This window comes from Pseudomonas japonica (genome assembly GCF_900188455.1).
GTDB classification, from domain to species: Bacteria; Pseudomonadota; Gammaproteobacteria; order Pseudomonadales; family Pseudomonadaceae; genus Aquipseudomonas; species Aquipseudomonas japonica.
The window spans coordinates 290,342-310,834 of the sequence record NZ_FZOL01000005.1; the positions used below are offsets into that span (position 1 = coordinate 290,342).

At 64.3% G+C, this 20,493-nt stretch carries 16 protein-coding genes and 1 pseudogene; 3 read left to right on the top strand and 14 right to left on the bottom strand.

All coding sequences use genetic code 11. The features are described 5' to 3' along the window. Positions 1 to 11 precede the first annotated feature (11 nt). The gene (locus CHB99_RS09140; RefSeq protein WP_042120712.1) at positions 12 to 1,505 is read right to left on the bottom strand and encodes a leucyl aminopeptidase; all 1,494 of its coding nucleotides are present in this window, start codon (positions 1,503 to 1,505) and stop codon (positions 12 to 14) included. 289 nt (positions 1,506 to 1,794) lie between these two features. Between CHB99_RS09140 and lptF the strand changes: the two genes are divergently transcribed. Together lptF and lptG are read left to right on the top strand one after the other, a co-directional pair. Beyond that, positions 1,795 to 2,910 carry an LPS export ABC transporter permease LptF gene (gene lptF / locus CHB99_RS09145; protein ID WP_042120710.1) on the top strand — a complete coding sequence of 372 codons (1,116 nt, stop codon included), beginning with the start codon at positions 1,795 to 1,797 and terminating at the stop codon, positions 2,908 to 2,910. Then, on the top strand, positions 2,903 to 3,964 hold the full coding sequence (gene lptG, locus CHB99_RS09150) for an LPS export ABC transporter permease LptG (RefSeq protein WP_042120709.1): 1,062 nt from the start codon (positions 2,903 to 2,905) through the stop codon (positions 3,962 to 3,964). The genes lptF and lptG overlap by 8 nt, the downstream gene beginning before the upstream one ends. A gap of 57 nt (positions 3,965 to 4,021) precedes the next feature. On the opposite strand, the gene CHB99_RS09155 is transcribed toward lptG, so the two are convergent. The 12 genes from CHB99_RS09155 to arcD (CHB99_RS09210) all read right to left on the bottom strand — a co-directional run bounded on the left by CHB99_RS09155 (position 4,022) and on the right by arcD (CHB99_RS09210) (position 18,326). Further along, positions 4,022 to 4,510 carry an RDD family protein gene (locus CHB99_RS09155; protein ID WP_042120707.1) on the bottom strand — a complete coding sequence of 163 codons (489 nt, stop codon included), beginning with the start codon at positions 4,508 to 4,510 and terminating at the stop codon, positions 4,022 to 4,024. A 97-nt stretch (positions 4,511 to 4,607) separates the two neighbouring features. Further along, on the bottom strand, positions 4,608 to 4,820 hold the full coding sequence (locus tag CHB99_RS09160; RefSeq protein ID WP_007931076.1) for a cold-shock protein: 213 nt from the start codon (positions 4,818 to 4,820) through the stop codon (positions 4,608 to 4,610). Between the two features lie 355 nt (positions 4,821 to 5,175). Continuing rightward, a complete protein-coding gene (gene gcvT, locus CHB99_RS09165) occupies positions 5,176 to 6,300 on the bottom strand; it encodes a glycine cleavage system aminomethyltransferase GcvT (protein ID WP_042120705.1) in 1,125 nt (374 codons plus the stop codon). Between the two features lie 27 nt (positions 6,301 to 6,327). Further along, positions 6,328 to 7,704 carry an L-serine ammonia-lyase gene (locus CHB99_RS09170; protein WP_042120703.1) on the bottom strand — a complete coding sequence of 459 codons (1,377 nt, stop codon included), beginning with the start codon at positions 7,702 to 7,704 and terminating at the stop codon, positions 6,328 to 6,330. Positions 7,705 to 7,839: 135 nt separating this feature from the next. After that, positions 7,840 to 10,695, bottom strand: coding sequence for an aminomethyl-transferring glycine dehydrogenase (gcvP, locus tag CHB99_RS09175; protein WP_042120701.1), 2,856 nt, complete (start codon positions 10,693 to 10,695; stop codon positions 7,840 to 7,842). A 10-nt stretch (positions 10,696 to 10,705) separates the two neighbouring features. After that, on the bottom strand, positions 10,706 to 11,089 hold the full coding sequence (gcvH, locus tag CHB99_RS09180; protein WP_042120700.1) for a glycine cleavage system protein GcvH: 384 nt from the start codon (positions 11,087 to 11,089) through the stop codon (positions 10,706 to 10,708). 289 nt (positions 11,090 to 11,378) lie between these two features. After that, positions 11,379 to 12,887 carry a sigma-54-dependent transcriptional regulator gene (locus CHB99_RS09185; protein WP_042120699.1) on the bottom strand — a complete coding sequence of 503 codons (1,509 nt, stop codon included), beginning with the start codon at positions 12,885 to 12,887 and terminating at the stop codon, positions 11,379 to 11,381. Between the two features lie 93 nt (positions 12,888 to 12,980). Continuing rightward, positions 12,981 to 13,343, bottom strand: coding sequence for a DUF5064 family protein (locus tag CHB99_RS09190; RefSeq protein WP_042120698.1), 363 nt, complete (start codon positions 13,341 to 13,343; stop codon positions 12,981 to 12,983). A gap of 58 nt (positions 13,344 to 13,401) precedes the next feature. Further along, positions 13,402 to 14,331, bottom strand: a complete 930-nt coding sequence (gene arcC, locus CHB99_RS09195) for a carbamate kinase (RefSeq protein WP_042120696.1) — start codon at positions 14,329 to 14,331, stop codon at positions 13,402 to 13,404. 183 nt (positions 14,332 to 14,514) lie between these two features. Next, positions 14,515 to 15,525: an ornithine carbamoyltransferase gene (locus CHB99_RS09200; RefSeq protein ID WP_042120694.1), complete on the bottom strand. Its 1,011-nt coding sequence runs from the start codon at positions 15,523 to 15,525 to the stop codon at positions 14,515 to 14,517. 83 nt (positions 15,526 to 15,608) lie between these two features. Further along, positions 15,609 to 16,865 carry an arginine deiminase gene (gene arcA, locus CHB99_RS09205; RefSeq protein ID WP_042120926.1) on the bottom strand — a complete coding sequence of 419 codons (1,257 nt, stop codon included), beginning with the start codon at positions 16,863 to 16,865 and terminating at the stop codon, positions 15,609 to 15,611. Positions 16,866 to 16,898: 33 nt separating this feature from the next. Beyond that, a complete protein-coding gene (arcD, locus tag CHB99_RS09210) occupies positions 16,899 to 18,326 on the bottom strand; it encodes an arginine-ornithine antiporter (protein WP_042120692.1) in 1,428 nt (475 codons plus the stop codon). A gap of 414 nt (positions 18,327 to 18,740) precedes the next feature. Between arcD (CHB99_RS09210) and arcD (CHB99_RS09215) the strand changes: the two genes are divergently transcribed. Beyond that, on the top strand, positions 18,741 to 20,168 hold the full coding sequence (arcD, locus tag CHB99_RS09215; RefSeq protein WP_042120690.1) for an arginine-ornithine antiporter: 1,428 nt from the start codon (positions 18,741 to 18,743) through the stop codon (positions 20,166 to 20,168). A 212-nt stretch (positions 20,169 to 20,380) separates the two neighbouring features. Here arcD (CHB99_RS09215) and CHB99_RS30550 read toward each other — a convergent pair. Further along, positions 20,381 to 20,493: pseudogene (locus tag CHB99_RS30550) on the bottom strand (IS110 family transposase); the annotation flags it as partial.

The following is a 20,493-nucleotide window of genomic DNA, read 5'->3' on the forward strand; positions in this document are numbered from 1 at the left end:
CGGCTTCCGGATCAGGCGTCGGCGCGATCGAGCAGGTACTGGGTCAGCAGCGGGACCGGACGGCCAGTGGCGCCCTTGTCCTTGCCGCCGCTGATCCACGCCGTACCGGCGATGTCCAGGTGTGCCCAGCGGTAGGCCTTGGCGAAGCGCGACAGGAAGCAACCGGCGGTGATGGTGCCGGCCTTCGGTCCGCCGATGTTGGCGATGTCGGCGAACGGGCTGTCCAGTTGCTCCTGGTATTCGTCGAACAGCGGCAGTTGCCAGGCGCGGTCATCGGCGCGCTTGCCGGCGCCGAGCAGTTGCTCCACCAGTTCGTCGTCGTTGCCCATCAGGCCCGAGGTGTGGCTGCCGAGGGCGACGATGCAGGCGCCGGTGAGGGTGGCGATGTCGATCACCGCCTGTGGCTTGAAGCGCTCGGCGTAGGTCAGGGCATCGCACAGCACCAGGCGGCCTTCGGCGTCGGTGTTGAGGATTTCCACGGTTTGCCCGCTCATGGTGGTGACGATGTCACCCGGACGGGTGGCGCCGCCGCTCGGCATGTTCTCGGCGCAGGCCAGCAGGCAGACCAGGTTGATCGGCAACTGCAGTTCGAGCACGGCGCGCAGGGTACCGAAGACGCTGGCGGCACCGCACATGTCGTACTTCATCTCGTCCATGCCGGCGCCGGGCTTCAGGCTGATGCCGCCGGTGTCGAAGGTGATGCCCTTGCCCACCAGCACGAAGGGTTTGTCGCTCTTCTTCGCGCCCTGGTAGTTCATCACGATCAGCCGCGGCGGCTGGTCGCTGCCCTGGCCGACGGCGTAGAACGCGCCCATGCCCAGGTCCTTGATCTTCTTCTCGTCGAGGACTTCGACCTTGAGGCTCTTGAAGGCCTTGCCCAGGTTCTTCGCCTCTTCGGCGAGGAAGCTCGGATGGCACAGGTTCGGCGGCAGGTTGCCGAGGTCGCGGGTCAGGCGCATGCCGCTGGTGATGGCGCTGGCGTGCTTGACCGCGCGCTCGGTGTCGGCGAGGCCGGCCTTGTCGGCCAGCAGGGTGATTTTCTTCAGGGCGCGGGGTTCGGCCTTCTGGCTCTTGAAGCGGTCGAACACGTATTCGCCGTCGAGCAGGGTTTCGGCGAGCAGGCGCGCCTTGCCGTAATGGGCGTCGCGGCCAGTCAGGGCGATGTCGTCCAGGGCCAGCACCGCATCGCTGCCGCCCAGGCCCTTGAGCACCCCGAGCACGGCGTTGGCGAGCTTGCGCCAGCTGCGGTCGCCGAGGCTGTCTTCCTTGCCGCTGCCGACCAGCAGCACGCGCTCGGCCTTGAGGCCCGGCAGGCCAGGCAGAAGCAGGGTCTGACCGACCTTGCCGGCAATGTCGCCGCGCTTGAGCGCTGCGCTCAGGGCGCCCTTGCTGGCCTCGTCGACGGCCTTGGCGCTGGCGCCCAGCTTGCGGCCTTCGCCCACGGCCAGCACCAGGGTGGCGGTTTTCAAGGATGCTGCGGCTACGCTTTTTACAACCAATTCCATGTCAGGGTCCCCGAATCAACTGTCAGTGCGCGCTGGTCGGTGCGAGCGCTCGAAGCGTCCTGGTCGCGTGTGCCGGGCCAGGCGCAAAGCCGCCAGTGTGAGCCCGGTGCGGCGCCGCTGACAACCCCGTTTTCAAGCATTGCGCGCTGCGCAGTGACAGGCACGGTCAATCACAGGATAATGCGCCGACTTCGAAGTCCGGATGCATTGACGCACCGGCAACTATCTTGTTGGTTGCAACGTTTTCCTTGTTCGGCTGTCCGAGCCTGACAACCCAGGAGTGTCTGGTTTGATCGTCTTCCGTTATCTGTCCCGCGAGGTCCTGGTGACCTTGAGTGCCGTCAGCGCCGTGCTGCTGGTCATCATCATGAGCGGGCGCTTCATCAAATACCTGGCCCAGGCCGCGCAGGGCATGCTCGATCCGGGCGTGCTGTTCATGATCATGGGCTATCGCCTGCCGGGCTTCCTGCAGTTGATCCTGCCGCTGGGCCTGTTCCTCGGCATTCTGCTGTCCTATGGTCGCCTGTACCTGGAAAGCGAGATGACCGTGCTGTCCGCCACCGGCATGAGCCAGCAACGCCTGCTGCGCATGACCATGGCCCCGGCGGCGCTGGTGGCGCTGCTGGTCGCCTGGCTGAGCCTGAGCCTGGCTCCCCAGGGCGTGGCCCAGGTGGCACAGATCATCAACCAGCAGGACGCCCTGACCGAGTTCGACACCCTGGTGCCGGGCCGCTTCCAGACCCTGCGCGACGGTACCCGGGTGACCTACACCGAGCAGCTCTCCGACGACCGCGCCAATCTCGCCGGGGTGTTCATTTCCGAGAAGCGTTTCTCCACCGACAAGTCCAAGGACCGTGGCATCAGCGTGCTGGTCGCCGAGAAGGGGCGCCAGGAGGTGCAGGCCGACGGCAACCGCTACCTGGTCCTGGAAAACGGCTATCGCTACGACGGCAGCCCCGGCCAGGCCGACTACCGGGCGATCAAGTACGAGACCTACGGCGTGCTCCTGCCCAAACCGGAAGTCAGCCAGGACATCACCGAGCGCGAGGCCATCCCGACCTCGGAGCTGTTCAAGAGCGATGCCCTGCGCGAGCGTGCCGAGTTGCAGTGGCGCCTGTCGCTGCCGCTGCTGGTGTTCATCGTGACCCTGATGGCGGTCCCGCTTTCGCGGGCCAACCCGCGCCAGGGCCGTTTCCTCAAGCTGCTGCCGGCGATTCTTCTGTATATGGCTTACCTGACGATTCTGATTGCCGCCCGCGGCGCCCTGGAGAAAGGCAAGCTGCCGATCGCCCTTGGCCTGTGGCCGGTGCACGGCCTGTTCCTGCTGATCGGTCTGGCATTGATGTACTGGGAGCCGCTGCGCCTCAAGCTGCGCGCGCGCAGCGCGGAGGTGGCCCGTGCGTAAGCTCGACGGATACATCGGCAAAAGCGTGTTCATGGCCATTCTCGCCGTGCTGGGGATCATCCTCGGCCTGGCCTCGTTGTTCGCCTTCATCGACGAAATGGGCGACATCAGTGATACCTATACCCTGTGGAACGCTGGCGAGTTCGTTCTGCTGACCGCCCCGCGGCGTCTCTACGACATGCTGCCGATGGCGGGCCTGATCGGTTGCCTGATCGGTCTCGGCAGCCTGGCCAGCAACAGCGAACTCACCATCATGCGATCCGCTGGCGTGTCCATCGGGCGCATCGTCTGGGCGGTGATGAAGCCGATGCTGGTACTGATGCTGGCGGGTGTGCTGATCGGCGAATATGTGGCGCCGGTTACCGAGAACAAGGCCCAGGCCGACCGTTCCCTGGCCCAGGGCGGTGGCGAGGCGCAGACGTCCAAGCGCGGTCTGTGGCACCGCCAGGGCGAGGAGTTCGTCCATATCAACACCGTGCAGCCCAACGGCCTGCTGCTGGGTGTCACCCGCTATCACTTCGACAGCGAGCGCCACATGCTCTCGTCCAGCTTTGCCCGTCGCGCGCAGTACCGGGACGATCACTGGATGCTGAGCGAGGTCACCAGCACGATGTTCCGCGGCGATCACACCGAAGTGGTGCAGACGCCGGAAGAGCGCTGGGACGTCGCGCTGACCCCGCAACTGCTCAACACCGTGGTGATGGCGCCGGAGTCGCTGTCGATCACCGGGCTGTGGGACTACATCCACTACCTGTCCGATCAGGGGCTGAACAACGACCGCTACTGGCTGGCGTTCTGGACCAAGGTCCTGCAGCCGCTGGTCACTGCCGCGCTGGTGCTGATGGCCATCTCGTTCATCTTCGGCCCGCTGCGCTCGGTAACCCTGGGGCAGCGCGTGTTTACCGGTGTGCTGGTGGGCTTCGTGTTCCGCATCGCCCAGGACTTGCTGGGGCCGTCCAGTCAGGTATTCGGCTTCCCGCCGTTGCTGGCGGTGCTGCTGCCCGCGGCGATCTGTGCACTAGCGGGATTGTGGTTGTTGCGCAGGGCGGGTTGATACCGCACGCGGACAAGAAAAAGCCGACCCTGGGTCGGCTTTTTCTTGTCCGCGTGTTCACTTCTTCTGCTTGGGGATCCGCACCAGTTGGGTCTCCGAGTACATGTCGTGCCAGCTGCGCTTCCGCTTGTCGATCAGCACCCAGAAGAACCCCAGTCCCAGGCACAGCCACGAGCCGATCGAAATGACGAAGCGCAGCAGTGCCTGCCACAGGCTGATCGCGCTGCCGTCGGGGTTCTGTACCCGCACGCCCCAGACCTGCATGCCCAGGGTCTGGCCGCCGTGGGTCCAGAATTTGGCGAAGAAGCCGAACAGGGCGAACACCAGGATCGTCGAGAGCAGCGGGTCGCCGTCGAGGGCGCCGGCCTCGGTCAGGGCGCGCATGCGCGTCTCGCCGATAATGGCCATCTGGATCATCTTGTAGATCAGCGTGGTGACCATCAGCAGGGCAGTGCAGAGCAGGAAGTCATAGAACATCGCCGCAAGGCGGCGGCCCAGTCCGGCAACCGGGAAGTCGCCCTGTGGCTGGAGCAGTGGTTTGGACATGCGGTAAAGCTCCTGGCGCAAAAGCGTGCATTCTACGGAATCGCGCGCAAAAAAAAGCCCCTGTCATCGACAGGGGCTTTTTTTGAAAGCGTGAAAATCAGCCTTCAGCTTGAACCTCATCAGCTTGCATGCCTTTTTGGCCCTGCACAGCGATGAAGGTTACTTTCTGGCCTTCTTTCAGGCTCTTGAAGCCGTTGCCCTGGATGGCGCGGAAATGCACGAACAGATCCGGACCGCTCTCAGGAGTGATGAAACCGAAACCCTTTTCGTCGTTAAACCACTTGACGGTACCGCTCTGACGTTGAGACATGTCTTATTTCCTTTGAAACTTGAATTGTGATGACAGTTTCTTTCACGGGAATGGAGTGAAAGATTACTGGGCTGGGTTGCAGGAAAGTAAGAGACGTCGAACGTTGTGTAGCGAATCTCAGGCTACTGTCCAGGGCACAAACTATAGCGACCCATGCAAACACAGTCCGCTGACTCTACGCTAACTCTCGCGGGAAAAACAAGCCCCGCAGGCCGCTGGTTTTCAGCCTTTCGAGCTATTTGCGCAGGTTTTTTATGCACTTTTTTCGAGTGCTGCCCACGCTCATGTTCGAAAGTTTGAGAGTGCGTTCGAAATCGAATATTCCGAACGCACGATGACACGTTCTGTCGTGCGGTCAGCCGCGATAGTAGCGTTGGGCTACGAACGGCATCTTGCTGACTTTCATCGCTACACGCTTGCCCCGCACGATGGCCCAGACCTGGGTGTCGAGTGCGCAGTGCGCGCTGTCCAGATAACCCATGGCCACAGGCCCGCCCAGGGTCGGGCCGAAGCCGCCGCTGCATACCCGACCGACGATGTTGCCGGCTTCGTCGACGATCTCGGCGTCTTCACGCACCGGGGTGCGTTCCTGCGGCAGCAGGCCGACGCGTTTGCGCGCCACGCCACTTTGCTGCTGGGCGAAGACCTGGGCGGCACCCGGGAAGCCACCGGCGCGCGCGCCATCGGCACGGCGTGGTTTGGACACGGCCCACAGCAGGCTGGCTTCGACCGGCGTGGTTTCAGTGCTCATGTCGTGGCCATACAGGCACAGGCCAGCCTCCAGGCGCAGCGAGTCGCGGGCGCCGAGGCCGATGGCGGCGACTTCCGGCTCTTCCAGCAGGCGACGGGCCAGGGCCTCGGCCTTGTGCGCCGGCACGGAGATCTCGTAGCCGTCTTCGCCGGTGTAGCCGGAGCGGCTGACGTAGCAGTCTTCACCCAGCAGTTGCACGGCGGCGAACTGCATGAAGGTCATCTTCGCCACCTGCGGCGCCAGGCGCTCCAGGACCTTGACCGCGGCCGGACCCTGCAGGGCGAGCAGCGCGCGTTCCGCGAACAGCGGCTCGATTTCGCACTGGTTGCCGATGTGCTGGCGCAGGTGGGCCAGGTCCTGGTCCTTGCAGGCGGCGTTGACCACCAGGAACAGTTCACCGTCGCCGAGGTTGGCGACCATCAGGTCATCGAGGATGCCGCCCTGTTCGTTGGTGAACATCGCGTAGCGCTGCATGCCCACCGGCAGGTCGATGATGTCCACCGGCACCAGGCTTTCCAGTGCTTTGGCGGCCTCGGCGCCGCGCAGGCGGATCTGGCCCATGTGCGAGACGTCGAACAGTCCGGCCTGCTCGCGGGTATGCAGGTGTTCCTTCATGACACCCAGCGGGTACTGGACCGGCATGTCGTAGCCGGCGAAGGGCACCATGCGCGCACCCAGTTCCAGGTGCAGGGCGTGCAGCGGGGTTTTCAGCAGTGTTTCGGTGGACATTCGGGACTCCTGGGTTTCAATGGGATGTCAGCATTCGATGATGTTGACGGCCAGACCGCCGCGGGCGGTCTCCTTGTATTTGCTTTTCATGTCGGCGCCGGTCTGGCGCATGGTGCGGATGACCTTGTCGAGGGACACGTAGTGCTGCCCATCGCCGCGCAAGGCCATGCGCACCGCGTTGATCGCCTTCACCGAGCCCATCGCGTTGCGCTCGATGCAGGGCACCTGGACCAGGCCACCGATGGGGTCGCAGGTCAGGCCCAGGTTGTGTTCCATGCCGATTTCAGCGGCGTTCTCCACTTGCTGCACGCTGCCGCCCATCACTTCGCAGAGCGCGCCGGCGGCCATGGAACAGGCCACGCCCACTTCGCCCTGGCAACCGACTTCGGCGCCGGAGATCGAGGCGTTTTCCTTGTACAGAATGCCGATGGCGGCGGCGGTGAGCAGGAAGCGCACCACGCCGTCTTCGTTGGCCCCGGGAATGAAGCGCATGTAGTAGTGCAGAACGGCCGGGACGATGCCGGCCGCGCCGTTGGTCGGGGCCGTGACCACTCGTCCGCCGAAGGCATTTTCCTCGTTCACCGCCAGGGCGTAGAGGTTGACCCAGTCCAGTACCGAGAGGGCATCGCGCAGGTTGGCCTCGGGGCTGGCGCAGAGCTGGCGGTAGAGTGCCGGGGCACGGCGCTTGACCTTGAGCCCGCCGGGCAGGATGCCTTCGTGGCGACAGCCGGCGCTGACGCAGTCCTGCATGACCTGCCAGATCTTCAGCAGACCGGCGCGGGTCTCGCTTTCCGGACGCCATGCCGCCTCGTTGGCGAGCATCACCTGGCTGATGGACAGGTTTTGCGCGGCGCATTGCGCCAGCAGTTCCCTGGCGGTCTTGAACGGGTAGCTCAGCGGGGTCTTGTCTTCGACGATGCGGTTGGCGCCGGCGGCGTCCTCGTCGACCACGAAGCCGCCGCCCACCGAGTAGTACTCGCGGCCGCGGATCTGCAGGCCGGCTTCGTCGAAGGCGCGGAAGATCATACCGTTGGGGTGGTACTCCAGCGGCTTGCGGATCATCGCCAGGTGCTGTTTTTCGTGGAATTCGATGGTGTGCTCGCCGAGCAGTTCGAGCCGGCCGCTGTTGCGGATGGCCTGCAGGCGCGCGGGAATGCTGTCGGTATCGACGCTGTCGGGGTGCTCGCCTTCCAGGCCGAGCAGCACGGCCTTGTCGCTGCCGTGGCCCTTGCCGGTGGCGCCGAGCGAGCCGTACAGCTCGACCTTGACGCTGTGGGTGACGGCCAGCAGGCCGTCACGCCGCAGTCCTTCGGCGAAGCGCGCGGCGGCGCGCATCGGACCGACGGTGTGGGAACTGGAGGGGCCGATGCCGATCTTGAACAGGTCGAAGACACTCAGGGACATGGCAGGATCCTCCAGGGAATGGTTTTGGGGCCGCTTTGCGGCCCTTCGCGGGCAAGCCACGCTCCTACAGGGACGGCGCGGCTCTTTGTAGGAGCTGGCTTGCCTGCGAAGGACCGCAAAGCGGTCCCAACTACCTCAGGCGTCCTGGTAGCTCTCGATCGAAGGACAAGCACACACCAGGTTGCGATCGCCGAACACGTTGTCCACCCGACCCACCGGCGGCCAGTACTTGCCTTCGACCAGCGACGGCAGTGGATACACCGCCTGTTCGCGGCTGTAGCCGTGTGGCCACTCGCCGGCCAGTTCGGCGGCGGTGTGCGGGGCGTTTTTCAGCGGGTTGTCGTCCTTGTCCAGGCTGCCGTTCTCCACCGCGCGGATCTCTTCGCGGATGCGGATCATCGCGTCGCAGAAGCGGTCCAGTTCTTCCTTGGACTCGCTTTCGGTCGGTTCGATCATCAGCGTACCCGCCACCGGGAAGGACATGGTCGGCGCATGGAAGCCGAAGTCGATCAGGCGCTTGGCCACGTCATCGACGCTGATGCCGCTGGTGTCCTTGAGCGGACGCAGGTCGAGGATGCACTCGTGCGCGACCAGGCCGTTGCTGCCGGTGTAGAGGACAGGATAGTGCTCTTCCAGGCGACGGGCGATGTAGTTGGCGTTGAGGATCGCCATCTGCGAGGCGCGCTTGAGACCGGCGCCACCCATCATGCGGATGTACATCCAGGTGATCGGCAGGATGCTGGCGCTGCCGAATGGCGCGGCGCAGACCGCGCCCTGCTTGTTTTCCATGTGCGCATGGCCCGGCAGGAACGGCGCCAGGTGCGCCTTGACGCCGATCGGGCCGACGCCCGGGCCGCCACCGCCGTGCGGAATGCAGAAGGTCTTGTGCAGGTTCAGGTGCGAGACGTCACCGCCGAACTTGCCCGGGGCGCAGAGGCCGACCATGGCGTTCATGTTGGCGCCGTCGATGTACACCTGGCCGCCGTTGTCGTGGATGATCGCGCAGATTTCGCCGATGGCTTCCTCGAACACGCCGTGGGTCGACGGGTAGGTGATCATCAGCGCGGCGAGGTGCTCGCGGTGCTCGATGGCCTTGGCCCGCAGGTCGTCGATATCGACGTTGCCGCGGGCGTCACAGGCGGTCACCACCACGCGCATGCCGGCCATGTGCGCGGTCGCCGGGTTGGTGCCGTGGGCCGAGGACGGGATCAGGCAGATGTCGCGGCGCTCGTCGCCACGGCTCTGGTGGTAGGCGCGGATCGCCAGCAGGCCGGCGTACTCGCCCTGGGAGCCGGCGTTCGGCTGCAGCGACACGGCGTCGTAGCCGGTGGCGGCGCAGAGCATGGCTTCCAGTTCCGAGGTCAGCTGCTGGTAACCCTGGCTTTGCTCGGCCGGGGCGAACGGGTGCAGGTTGCCGAATTCGGCCCAGGTCACCGGGATCATTTCGCTGGCGGCGTTGAGCTTCATGGTGCACGAGCCCAGCGGGATCATGGTGCGGTCCAGCGCCAGGTCCTTGTCGGCCAGGCGGCGCAGGTAGCGCATCAGCTCGGTTTCGCTGTGGTAGCGGTTGAACACCGGGTGTTCGAGGATCGCAGACTGGCGCAGCAGGGCGGCCGGCAGTTGCGCGGCGGTGCTGGCGGCGAGGGCGGCGAAGTCCGGCAGCGCCTGGCCATTGGCGAACAGGCTCCAGAGGGCTTCGACATCGGCCTGGCGGCTGGTTTCGTCCAGCGACAGGCCGACACGCTCGGCATCGATCTGGCGCAGGTTGAAGCCGTGGGCGCGGGCCTTGTCGTGCAGCGCCGCGGTGTCGGCAGCGGTGTTCAGGGTCAGGGTGTCGAAGAAGCTCGCGGTCTCGACGGTCGCGCCCAGGGTCTTGAGGCCGGCGGCGAGGATCGCGGTCAGCTGGTGGGTGCGCGCGGCGATCTGCTTCAGGCCCTGCGGACCGTGGTAGACGGCGTACATGCTGGCGATGTTGGCCAGCAGTACCTGCGCGGTGCAGATGTTGCTGGTGGCCTTCTCGCGGCGGATGTGCTGTTCGCGGGTCTGCATGGCCAGACGCAGCGCGGTCTTGCCGAAGCGGTCGATGGACACGCCGACCAGGCGGCCCGGCATGTCGCGCTTGAAGGCGTCACGGGTGGAGAAGTAGGCGGCGTGCGGGCCGCCGAAGCCCAGCGGAACACCGAAGCGCTGTGCGCTGCCGATGGCCACGTCGGCACCGAATTCGCCCGGCGGGGTCAGCAGGGTCAGGGCCAGCAGGTCGGCGGCCACGGCCACCAGGGCGTTGGCGGCGTGGAAGCGCTCGACCAGTTCGCGGTAGTCGAAGACCTCGCCGCTGCTCGCCGGATATTGCAGCACGGCACCGAAGAAGCGGCTGACGTCGCTCAGTTCACGCTCGTCGCCCACCACCACTTCGATGCCCAGGGGTTCGGCGCGGGTGCGCAGGACGTCGAGGGTCTGCGGATGGCAGTGCACGGAAGCGAAGAAGGCGTGGCTGCCCTTGTTCTTGCTCAGGCGCTTGCAGAAGGTCATGGCTTCGGCGGCGGCGGTGGCTTCGTCGAGCAGGGATGCGTTGGCGATCGGCAGGCCGGTGAGGTCGCTGATCAGGGTCTGGAAGTTCAGCAGGGCTTCCAGGCGACCCTGGGAGATCTCCGGCTGGTACGGCGTGTAGGCGGTGTACCAGGCCGGGTTTTCCAGAAGGTTGCGCAGGATCGGCGCCGGGGTGTGGCAGTTGTAGTAGCCCTGGCCGATGAGGCTCTTGAACAGCTGGTTCTTGCCGGCGATGGCTTTCAGCGCGGCGAGGGCATCGGCCTCGCTCTGGCCGGCGCCCATGTCGAGGACGCTGGTGCCCTTGATGCTGTCCGGGATGACCGCGGCGCTCATGGCTTCCAGCGAGTCGAAACCGAGGGTGGCGAGCATGGCCTGCTCGTCGGCCTGGCGTGGACCGATATGGCGGGCGATGAATTCGTTGGCGGTGCCGAGGTTGATGGTCATGGCAGGTTCCTCAGGCGTCGTCGTTGGCTTTGAGCAGGCGGTCGTAGGCGTCCTGGTCGAGCAGCCCGGCGATGGCGCCGGCGTCGGCCGGGACGAAGCGGAAGAACCAGCCTTCGCCCAGCGGGTCTTCGTTGACCAGCTCAGGGTTGCTGTCCAGTTGCTCGTTGACCGCGACCACTTCGCCTTCCAGCGGCATGTACACGCCGCTGGCGGCTTTCACCGATTCCACGGTGGACGCTTCGGCGCCCTTGGCGTAGTGCTGCAGCTCCGGCAGTTGCACGTAGACCACGTCACCCAGGGCGTTCTGGGCGAAGGCGGTGATGCCCACGGTCACGCTGCCGTCGGCTTCGGCACGCAGCCACTCGTGATCTTCAGTGAAACGCAACTCGCTCATGGGAACTCCTCGAAGGCCGTCGTCGCGGCCGGATGCGGTAGTGGCCCGCCGCATGATCGGGGCGGGCCGGGACTGGGAGTTCCCTTAGCAAGTTTGCGGCCATATTCGGGAAAGCCTTCTAAAACGGGGCTTTGGCCGATTTTTCCTGACCGTTTTCGCTGGGGCCTGTAATGAAATCGCTACAGTTGTCGCGTCAGGAAAAACTGAAGGGGGATCAACGCCTTGCTACAGCGACGTTGCAGGTGGTCGTAGCGAAATCGTTACGCTGTAGTGATTTCGCTACGGCTGTTCACGCCTTGCCGGAAATGCCGTACTTGCGCAGGCGATGGGCGATGGCGGTGTGCGAGGTCTGCAGGCGGCTGGCCAGTTGGCGGGTCGAGGGGTAGCTGGCGTAGAGCTTTTCCAGGAGGTTTTTCTCGAAGTCCTCCACCGCCTGTTCCAGGCTGGCGACTTCGCCGTCGTGTTCGCGGGCCACCGAGGTGCCGGCGATATCCAGGTCGCCGATGTCCACCAGGCTGCTGTCGCTGATGGCGGCGGCGCGGAAGATCACGTTCTGCAACTGCCGCACATTGCCCGGCCAGCGGTTGCCGAGCAGCGCCGGATAGGTGTCCGGGGCCAGGCGGCAGAGTGGTCGCTGGATCTGCGTGCAGGCCTGCTGCATGAAGTAGCGTGCCAGCAGCAGGATGTCCTGGCCGCGCTCGCGCAGCGGCGGCACTTCCAGGTTGAGGACGTTGAGACGGTAGAACAGGTCTTCGCGGAAGCTGCCCTCGGCGACCATTTTTTCCAGGTTGCGGTGGGTGGCGCTGAGGATCCGCACGTTGACGCGGATCTCGCGGTCGCCGCCGACCCGGCGGAAACTGCCGTCGTTGAGAAAGCGCAGGAGCTTGGCCTGCAGGTAGGGCGACATCTCGCCGATCTCGTCGAGGAATACCGTGCCCTGGTTGGCCAGTTCCATCAGCCCCGGCTTGCCGCCGCGCTGGGCGCCGGTGAAGGCCCCGGGGGCATAGCCGAACAGCTCGCTTTCGGCGAGGTTCTCCGGCAGCGCCGCGCAGTTGAGGGCGAGGAACGGCGCGGCATGCCGGCTGCTGATGGCGTGGCAGGCGCGGGCCACCAGTTCCTTGCCGGTACCGGTCTCGCCGTGGATCAGCAGCGGCGCATCCAGGGCCGCGACGCGCAGGGCGCGGGTCTTCAGGGTGCGGATCGCCGGCGACTCGCCGAGCAGCGCGTCGAAGCCTTCGGCATGGTCGTGATGCAGGGCGGACAGGCGCTCGCCGATGCGGTTCGGCGGGTACAGGGTGACCAGCGCGCCGGCGTCGGTGATCGGCGTGGCGTCGAGCAGCAGGGTCTGGCCGTTGAACACCACTTCACGCATCGGCAGGTGGAAACCCTGTTCGATCAGGGTGGCCAGCAGCTCGGGGGCATCGAACAGCTCGGCGATGCTGCGCCCCGCCGGTTCCTGGCCGCACAGGGCGAGCAGCGCGGGGTTGGCCAGCAGGACGGTGCCGGCGCTGTCGAGGGCCAGGACCGGATCGCTCATGGCGGCGAGCAGGGCATCGAGCTGCAGGTGCCGGCGCTGGCCGGGCAGGATGTCGACCACGCGCACGGTCTGCACGCCGTGGACGTTGAGCAGGGCGTCGTGGAGTTCTTCGAGGACGAAGGGGTTCAGCGTCGGCGCATCGATGTAGACGTTCGGCGGCACCATCTCCACGGCATCCAGGTTGAGATTGCGCGCACCAAGCAGGGCGAGCACTTCCTGGGTGATGCCGACGCGGTCGATGAAGCTGACGTGGATGCGCATGGGGAGCTTGGAGGTTCACGGCTGGCGAAGCGTGCAAGTATGCCTTGCGCCCGCCTGGCGGTCGAATGGCTTGCCAGCGGTGAGCCGCGCGAACTACTCCAGGTGTTGCGGATTGATCGGGTCGCCGGACTTCACGTCGAGCTTCGTGCGGATGTCCTCGAACATGGCGTCGTAGTACATGTCATGCGCCGAGGTGACCACCGCCTTTGGCGGCACGCCATATTGCTTGGCGATGCGGTCGATCGAGCGGGCGAAGTCGAACGACTGGTCCTTGGCGAGAAAGAATTTCTCGTCCACCGGCTTGTCCTGGATGGTGCCGTGCATCCGGAACTGCATGCCTTTCCCATCCTTGGGGTCCTGGGCTACTTCGTAATCGACGCAGATGTTGTAGCTGTGGTCGGCCTTGTTCAGCGCATGGCGCTCGATGTGCAGGTGACCGGGGGTGAACTGTGCCATGACAGGCTCCTTGTACGGTTGAAACAGGCGGGCCCGCCAGCAGGCCCGCCGTGGCGTCTCAACGATAGCTGATGCCAGGGGATGCCGTGCTGACCCGGGTACCGGCGGTGCCCTTGACGATATCCTCGATATCGCCGAGCGAGCCGATCACCGCGACTTTGCCTGTATGACGGGCGAAATCGCAAGCCGCTTGCACCTTCGGCCCCATGGAACCGGCGGCGAAGCCCAGGCGTTCCAGTTCATCCGGATGGGCCTGGGCGATGGCTTTCTGCGTCGGCTTGTTGAAGTCGACGTAGGCGGCATTGACGTCGGTGGCGATCACCAGCAGATCGGCGTCCAGCTGTTCAGCGAGGAGCGCCGAGCACAGGTCCTTGTCGATCACCGCCTCGATACCCCGCAGCTTGCCGTCGGCACCATACATCGTCGGAATGCCGCCACCCCCGGCACAGATCACGATACTGCTCTTTTCCAGCAGCCATTTGATCGGGCGGATCTCGAAGATGCGCTTGGGTTTCGGGCTGGCCACCACGCGGCGGAACTTGTCGCCGTCGGGGGCGATGGCCCAGCCTTTCTCCTTGGCCAGGCGCTCGGCTTCGTCCTTGGTGTAGACCGGGCCGATGGGTTTGGTCGGGTTGTCGAAAGCCGGGTCCTTGGCGTCCACTTCGACCTGGGTCAACAGGGTCGCGAAGGGCACCTCGAAGTCCAGCAGGTTGCCCAGTTCCTGTTCGATCATGTAGCCGATCATGCCTTCGGTCTCGGCGCCGAGCACATCCAGCGGGTAGGGCGTGACCGAGGTGTAGGCCGCCGCCTGCAGCGACAGCAGGCCGACCTGCGGGCCGTTGCCGTGGGCGATGACCAGTTGGTTGCCGGGGTGGATCTTGGCGATCTGCTCGGTGGCGATGCGGATATTGGCGCGCTGGTTGTCGGCGGTCATGGGCTCGCCACGGCGCAGCAGCGCGTTACCGCCTAGTGCAACAACGATACGCATGGGAATGTCCTTTTTTCGGGAGACGGTTGCGTTCTCCGCCCCGTAGGAGCGTGGCTTGCCGTGTGACGAACCACCGCGAAGGACCGCATCGCGGTCCTAGAATCGTGTTGCCCATACCATTCTGGGACCGCTTTGCGGTCCTTCGCGGGCAAGCCACGCTCCTACGAGGGGTGGGCCGCATTGCTACAGGTCGGCCAGGGTCGAAACCAGGATCGCCTTGATCGTGTGCATGCGGTTTTCCGCCTGCTCGAAGGCGATGCAGGCCGGCGACTCGAAGACGTCGTCGGTCACCTCGATGCCGTTGGCCAGGTGCGGATACTGCTCGGCGATCTGCTTGCCGACCTTGGTCTCGGAGTTGTGGAAGGCCGGCAGGCAGTGCATGAACTTGGCCCGCGGGTTGCCGGTGGCCTTCATCAGCTCGGCGTTGACCTGGTACGGCAGCAGTTGCTGGATTCGCTCGCCCCAGGCTTCCACTGGCTCACCCATCGACACCCAGACGTCGGTGTGCACGAAGTCCACGCCCTTGACCGCGGCTTTCGGGTCTTCGGTGAGGGTGATGCGCGCACCGCTGGATTCGGCGTACTGCTTGCACCGGGCGACCAGGTCGTCATGCGGCCACAGGGCCTTCGGCGCGGCGATGCGCACGTCCATGCCGAGCTTGGCACCGATCAGCAGCAGCGAGTTGCCCATGTTGTTGCGCGCGTCGCCCAGGTAGGCGTAGCTGATGTCGTGCAGCGGCTTGTCGGCATGCTCGCGCATGGTCAGCACGTCGGCGATCATCTGGGTCGGGTGGTATTCGTCGGTCAGGCCGTTGAACACCGGCACGCCGGCGAACTTGGCCAGTTCTTCCACGACTTCCTGCTTGAAGCCGCGGTACTCGATGGCGTCGTACATGCGCCCGAGCACCCGCGCGGTGTCCTTCATGCTTTCCTTGTGGCCGATCTGCGACGAGTTCGGGTCGATGTAGGTGACGTTGGCGCCCTGGTCATAGGCCGCCACTTCGAAGGCGCAGCGGGTGCGGGTCGAGGTCTTTTCGAAGATCAGGGCGATGTTGTTGCCCTTCAGGTGCTGCTGCTCGGTGCCGGTGTACTTGGCGCGCTTGAGGTCGCGGGACAGGTCGAGCAGGTAGCGCAGCTCGCGCTCGCTGTGGTGTTCGAGGCTGAGCAGGTTGCGGTTGTGGATGTTGAACGCCATTTTGGATTCTCCTGTTCGTATGAACGGAAAGCGGTGATCGAGCCCAGCCGCACCGAGTATGTGCTGCCGGGCGATAGGCTTTCTTAGTAGTCGATTGGGTCGCGGACGATCGGGCAGGTCATGCAGTGGCCGCCGCCGCGACCACGGCCCAGTTCGCCGGCGCTGATGGTGATGACCTCGATGCCCGCCTTGCGCAGCAGGGTGTTGGTGTAGGTGTTGCGGTCGTAGCCGATGACCACGCCGGGCTCCAGGGCCACCACGTTGTTGCCGTCATCCCATTGCTCGCGTTCCGCGGCGAAGCTGTTGCCGCCGGTTTCCACCACGCGCAGCTTGTTCAGGCCGAGGGATTCGGCGACCACCTCGATGAACGACTTGTTCTCGCGGCGCACGTCCATGCCGTAAGGCTTGCTGCTGTCCGGACGGATCACGAACGGCACGATCTCCTTGACCACTTCCGGGAAGACCGTGACCAGGTCGCGGTCGCAGAAGCTGAACACGGTATCCAGGTGCATCGCCGCGCGGGATTTCGGCAGGCCGGCGACCACCACTTTCTCCACCGCGCCCTTGGCGAACAGGGATTGCGCAAGCTGGCCGATGGCCTGGCGCGAGGTGCGCTCGCCCATGCCGATCAGCACCACGCCATTGCCGATCGGCATGACGTCGCCGCCCTCCAGGGTGGCCTGGCCGTGGTCCTTGTCCGGGTCGCCGTACCAGACGTCGAAGTCGGCGTTGGTGAACTCGGGATGGAACTTGTAGATGGCGCTGGCCAGCAGGGTTTCCTGACGGCGCGCTGGCCAGTACATCGGGTTCAGCGTCACCCCGCCATAGATCCAGCACGTGGTGTCGCGGGTGAACTGGGTGTTCGGCAGCGGCGGCAGAAGGAAGCTGGAGTGGCCCAGGTAGTCGCGGTACATCTTGATCACGCTGGCGCCTTCGCTGTCGGGCAGGTCCTCGCCGGCCACGCCACCGATGAGGAATTCGGCCAGGCGTCGCGGCTCCAGGCCTTCCAGCCAGCTGCGCACTTCGTTGGTCAGGCCGACGCCGACGGTATCGGCGGTGATCTTGCGATCGAGGATCCACTTCAGGGCTTCGGGGTGCTGGATCGTCTCGGTCAGCAGGTTGTGCATTTCCAGGACTTCGACACCGCGCTCGCGCATCTTGGTGACGAAGTCGAAGTGGTCGCGCTTGGCCTGATTGACCCAGATGACGTCGTCGAACAGCAGTTCGTCGCAGTTGCTCGGGGTCAGGCGCTGGTGAGCGAGACCGGGGGAGCAAACCATCACTTTGCGCAGTTTGCCCGCTTCGGAATGGACGCCGTACTTAACTTTATCCGTGGACATGATCATTTCCTCCAAAGGTGTGAAATACGGGGGTTACAGCGTAAGGAAGCCGTCATACAGACCGTAGGCAGCCACCAGGGCGCCAGCGATCACGGCGGCGAATATCAACTTCTCCACGTTGGTAAAAATCGGTTGGCCGACCTCGCGCTTGGCCTTGGCGAACAGGATCGCGCCAGGGGCATAGAGCAGGGCGGAAAGCAGCAGATACTTGACCCCGCCGGCATACAGCAGCCAGATCGCGTAGATCAGGGCGATGCCGCCGATGATCAGGTCTTTCTTGCGTTCGGCCAGGGCGTTCTCGTAGGTCTCGCTACGGAACGCGAGAAGGAACGCGTAGGCCGCCGACCACAGGTAGGGCACCAGGATCATCGAGGTGGCGAGGTAGATCAGCGACAGGTAGGTACTGGCCGAGAACAGCGTGATCACCAGGAAAATCTGCACCATGGCGTTGGTCAGCCACAGGGCGTTGGCCGGCACATGGTTGGCGTTCTCGCGGCGCAGGAACTCCGGCATGGTGTGGTCCTTGGCCGCGGCGAACATGATCTCGGCGCAGAGCAGCACCCACGAGAGCAGGGCACCGAGCAGCGAGATGATCAGGCCGACGCTGATCAGCACCGCGCCCCAGTGGCCGACCACGTGTTCGAGCACGGCGGCCATCGACGGGTTCTGCAGCTTGGCCAGTTCAGGCTGGGTCATGATGCCCAGGGACAGCACGTTGACCAGGACCAGGAACAACAGCACGGTGATGAAGCCGATGACCGTGGCCTTGCCCACGTCCGAGCGTTTTTCCGCGCGGGCCGAGAAGATGCTCGCGCCCTCGATGCCGATGAACACCCAGACGGTGACGAGCATCATGTTGCGTACCTGGTTCATCACGCTGCCCAGGTCCGGGTTCATCGTGCCCCAGATGTCGGCGGTGAAGATGTCCAGCTTGAAGGCGAACACGGCGATCAGGACGAACAGCGCCAGCGGCACCACCTTGGCCACGGTGGTGACCAAGTTGATGAAGGCCGCTTCCTTGATCCCGCGCAGGACCAGGAAGTGCACGCCCCAGAGCAGCACCGAGGCGCCGATGATCGCGGCCGGGGTGTTGCCCTCACCGAAGATCGGGAAGAAATAGCCGAGGGTGCTGAACAGCAGGACGAAATACCCGACGTTGCCCAGCCAGGCACTGATCCAGTAGCCCCAGGCCGACGAGAAACCCATGTAGTCGCCGAAACCGGCCTTGGCGTAGGCATACACCCCGCCATCCAGATCGGGTTTTCGGTTGGCCAGGGTCTGGAACACGAACGCCAGGGTCAGCATGCCCACGGCGGTGATCGCCCAGCCAATCAGCACTGCGCCGACATCGGCACTTGCCGCCATGTTTTGCGGCAGGGAAAAGATGCCGCCACCAATCATCGAACCAACTACGAGTGCGACCAGCGCACCGAGTCGAAGTTTTCCGGAAGCCTCTGACATGGCTTAGCTCCATTCAGAAAAGAGAGTCTGTAGGGTAGGGCGCATGCAAATAGGAGAAGATGATTCAGGTCAGTTCATTGGCACATTCCATTGTTTTCGAATGACTGAAAGAGCATGCGAAAGATACTCTCTCCTGCCTTGGAAGCCTTGAACGGCGGCACCTGTATCAAGGGTGAGAATCGCTCGCAAGACGTCGGGAACTTTGAAGCTAGTCCGTTTCGAGGGAATGGCAAATTTTTAATACGAAAATATTAATCAGACTTGCCGAAACGGAATTGGTGCACAAAACTCTGTGCGGATTGTCGGACGATTAGATAACTTCGTTATTAAATCGGTCCGCTTATAACCTGTGTTTTTTACAACTGTGTGATCAGGTTAATTAACTGAAAAGTGATGGATAAAAAGGGGAAATTCATGTCCGAGCCGGGTCAGAAACTGCGCCTGGGCGCGTTGATCGCGCTGGTGGTCGGCTCGATGATCGGTGGAGGTATCTTTTCCCTGCCGCAGAACATGGCAGCCCGCGCCGATGTTGGCGCGGTGCTGATCGGCTGGGGCATCACCGCCATCGGCATGCTGGCCCTGGCGTTCGTGTTCCAGAGCCTGGCCAATCGCCAGCCGCAACTGGATTCAGGGGTGTACGCCTACGCCAAGGCCGGCTTCGGCGAGTACATGGGTTTCTCGTCGGCCTGGGGCTACTGGATCAGTGCCTGGCTGGGCAATGTCGGCTACTTCGTCCTGCTGTTCAGCACCCTGGGCCTGTACTTCCCGGCCTTCGGCGAAGGCAACACGCCGCTGGCCATCGGCTGCGCCTCGCTGCTGCTGTGGTCGGTGCATTTCCTCGTGCTGCGCGGGATCAAGGAGGCGGCGTTCATCAACCAGGTGACCACGGTGGCCAAGGTGGTGCCGTTGATCCTGTTCATCGTCATCGCCGCCGCGGCGTTTCGCCTCGATGTGTTCACCCGCGATATCTGGGGCCTGGACAACCCGAGCTTCGGCAGTGTGCTGGACCAGGTGCGCAACATGATGCTGGTGACGGTATTCGTGTTCATCGGCATCGAAGGGGCGAGCATCTATTCCGGCCGGGCGCAGAAGCGCTCGGACGTGGGCAAGGCCACGGTGATCGGCTTCATCGGGGTTCTGGCCTTGCTGGTGCTGGTCAATGTGCTGTCGCTGGGAGTGATGACCCAGCCGGAGCTGGCGGCCTTGCACAATCCGTCGCTGGCCGCGGTGCTGGAGCATATCGTCGGGCCCTGGGGGGCGTTGCTGATCAGCATCGGGCTGGCGGTGTCGCTGATCGGGGCCTTGCTGTCCTGGGCGCTGCTGTGTGCCGAGATCCTTTACGCCACGGCGCGGGACAGGACCATGCCGCGTTTTCTCGCGCGGGAAAACGCCAACCAGGTGCCGGCCAATGCACTGTGGCTGACCAACTGCATGATCCAGTTGTTCCTGCTGATCACCCTGGTGTCCGCGGGGACCTATACCAGCCTGATCTACCTGGCGTCGTCGATGATCCTGGTGCCGTACCTGTGGTCGGCGGCCTATGCGGTGCTGCTGGCGGTGCGTGGGGAGACCTACGAGGGCTTCGCCGGGGCGCGGCGCAAGGATCTGCTGGTGGCGCTGGTGGCGCTGCTCTATGCGGTGTGGCTGCTGTATGCGGGCGGGCTGAAGTATCTGTTGCTGTCGGCGTTGCTGTATGCGCCGGGGGTGATTCTGTTCGCGCGGGCGAAGAAGGAGCAGGGGCAGGCGTTGTTCACCGGGTGGGAGAAGCTGATCTTCGCGGCGGTGCTGGCGGGGGCGGGGGTGGCGGCGGTCAGTCTGTATAGCGGGGTTCTGAGTTTGTAGCGGCTTTTTGCTGCGTTCTTGAGGACCTCATCGCTGGCAAGCCAGCTCCCACAGGTTCACCACTGCCCTTGAATGCAGCGGGGCACCTGTGGGAGCAACTGTCTTCGAGGACTTTTTTGAAAACGATTCCTCTAGACATAGCTTCGCCAGCAACACAGCTTTTCGGTGTTGCTGGCGAAAGCCCCGCTCAATATTTCAGTCCTGGTGCTTTTTCAGGCGGCGGGCACCTTGTGTTGATGTTCCTTCCACGACACACCATCTCGCATCATGGCATTCAGACGTACCAGCAACACACGCATGCACGCGACTACAGCCTTCTTGGAGC

What these genes read in the sequence shown, in the direction of transcription:
- gcvP (WP_042120701.1), bottom strand. Translation starts at nt 10,695, where the DNA reads ATGACCATCAACCTCGGCACCGCCAACGAATTCATCGCCCGCCATATC.
- arcD (WP_042120692.1), bottom strand. Translation starts at nt 18,326, where the DNA reads ATGTCAGAGGCTTCCGGAAAACTTCGACTCGGTGCGCTGGTCGCACTC.
- arcC (WP_042120696.1), bottom strand. Translation starts at nt 14,331, where the DNA reads ATGCGTATCGTTGTTGCACTAGGCGGTAACGCGCTGCTGCGCCGTGGC.
- CHB99_RS09185 (WP_042120699.1), bottom strand. Translation starts at nt 12,887, where the DNA reads ATGCGCATCCACGTCAGCTTCATCGACCGCGTCGGCATCACCCAGGAA.
- CHB99_RS09155 (WP_042120707.1), bottom strand. Translation starts at nt 4,510, where the DNA reads ATGTCCAAACCACTGCTCCAGCCACAGGGCGACTTCCCGGTTGCCGGA.
- arcA (WP_042120926.1), bottom strand. Translation starts at nt 16,865, where the DNA reads ATGTCCACGGATAAAGTTAAGTACGGCGTCCATTCCGAAGCGGGCAAA.
- CHB99_RS09200 (WP_042120694.1), bottom strand. Translation starts at nt 15,525, where the DNA reads ATGGCGTTCAACATCCACAACCGCAACCTGCTCAGCCTCGAACACCAC.
- CHB99_RS09140 (WP_042120712.1), bottom strand. Translation starts at nt 1,505, where the DNA reads ATGGAATTGGTTGTAAAAAGCGTAGCCGCAGCATCCTTGAAAACCGCC.
- CHB99_RS09160 (WP_007931076.1), bottom strand. Translation starts at nt 4,820, where the DNA reads ATGTCTCAACGTCAGAGCGGTACCGTCAAGTGGTTTAACGACGAAAAG.
- CHB99_RS09170 (WP_042120703.1), bottom strand. Translation starts at nt 7,704, where the DNA reads ATGTCCCTGAGTGTCTTCGACCTGTTCAAGATCGGCATCGGCCCCTCC.
- gcvH (WP_042120700.1), bottom strand. Translation starts at nt 11,089, where the DNA reads ATGAGCGAGTTGCGTTTCACTGAAGATCACGAGTGGCTGCGTGCCGAA.
- arcD (WP_042120690.1), top strand. Translation starts at nt 18,741, where the DNA reads ATGTCCGAGCCGGGTCAGAAACTGCGCCTGGGCGCGTTGATCGCGCTG.
- gcvT (WP_042120705.1), bottom strand. Translation starts at nt 6,300, where the DNA reads ATGTCCACCGAAACACTGCTGAAAACCCCGCTGCACGCCCTGCACCTG.
- CHB99_RS09190 (WP_042120698.1), bottom strand. Translation starts at nt 13,343, where the DNA reads ATGGCACAGTTCACCCCCGGTCACCTGCACATCGAGCGCCATGCGCTG.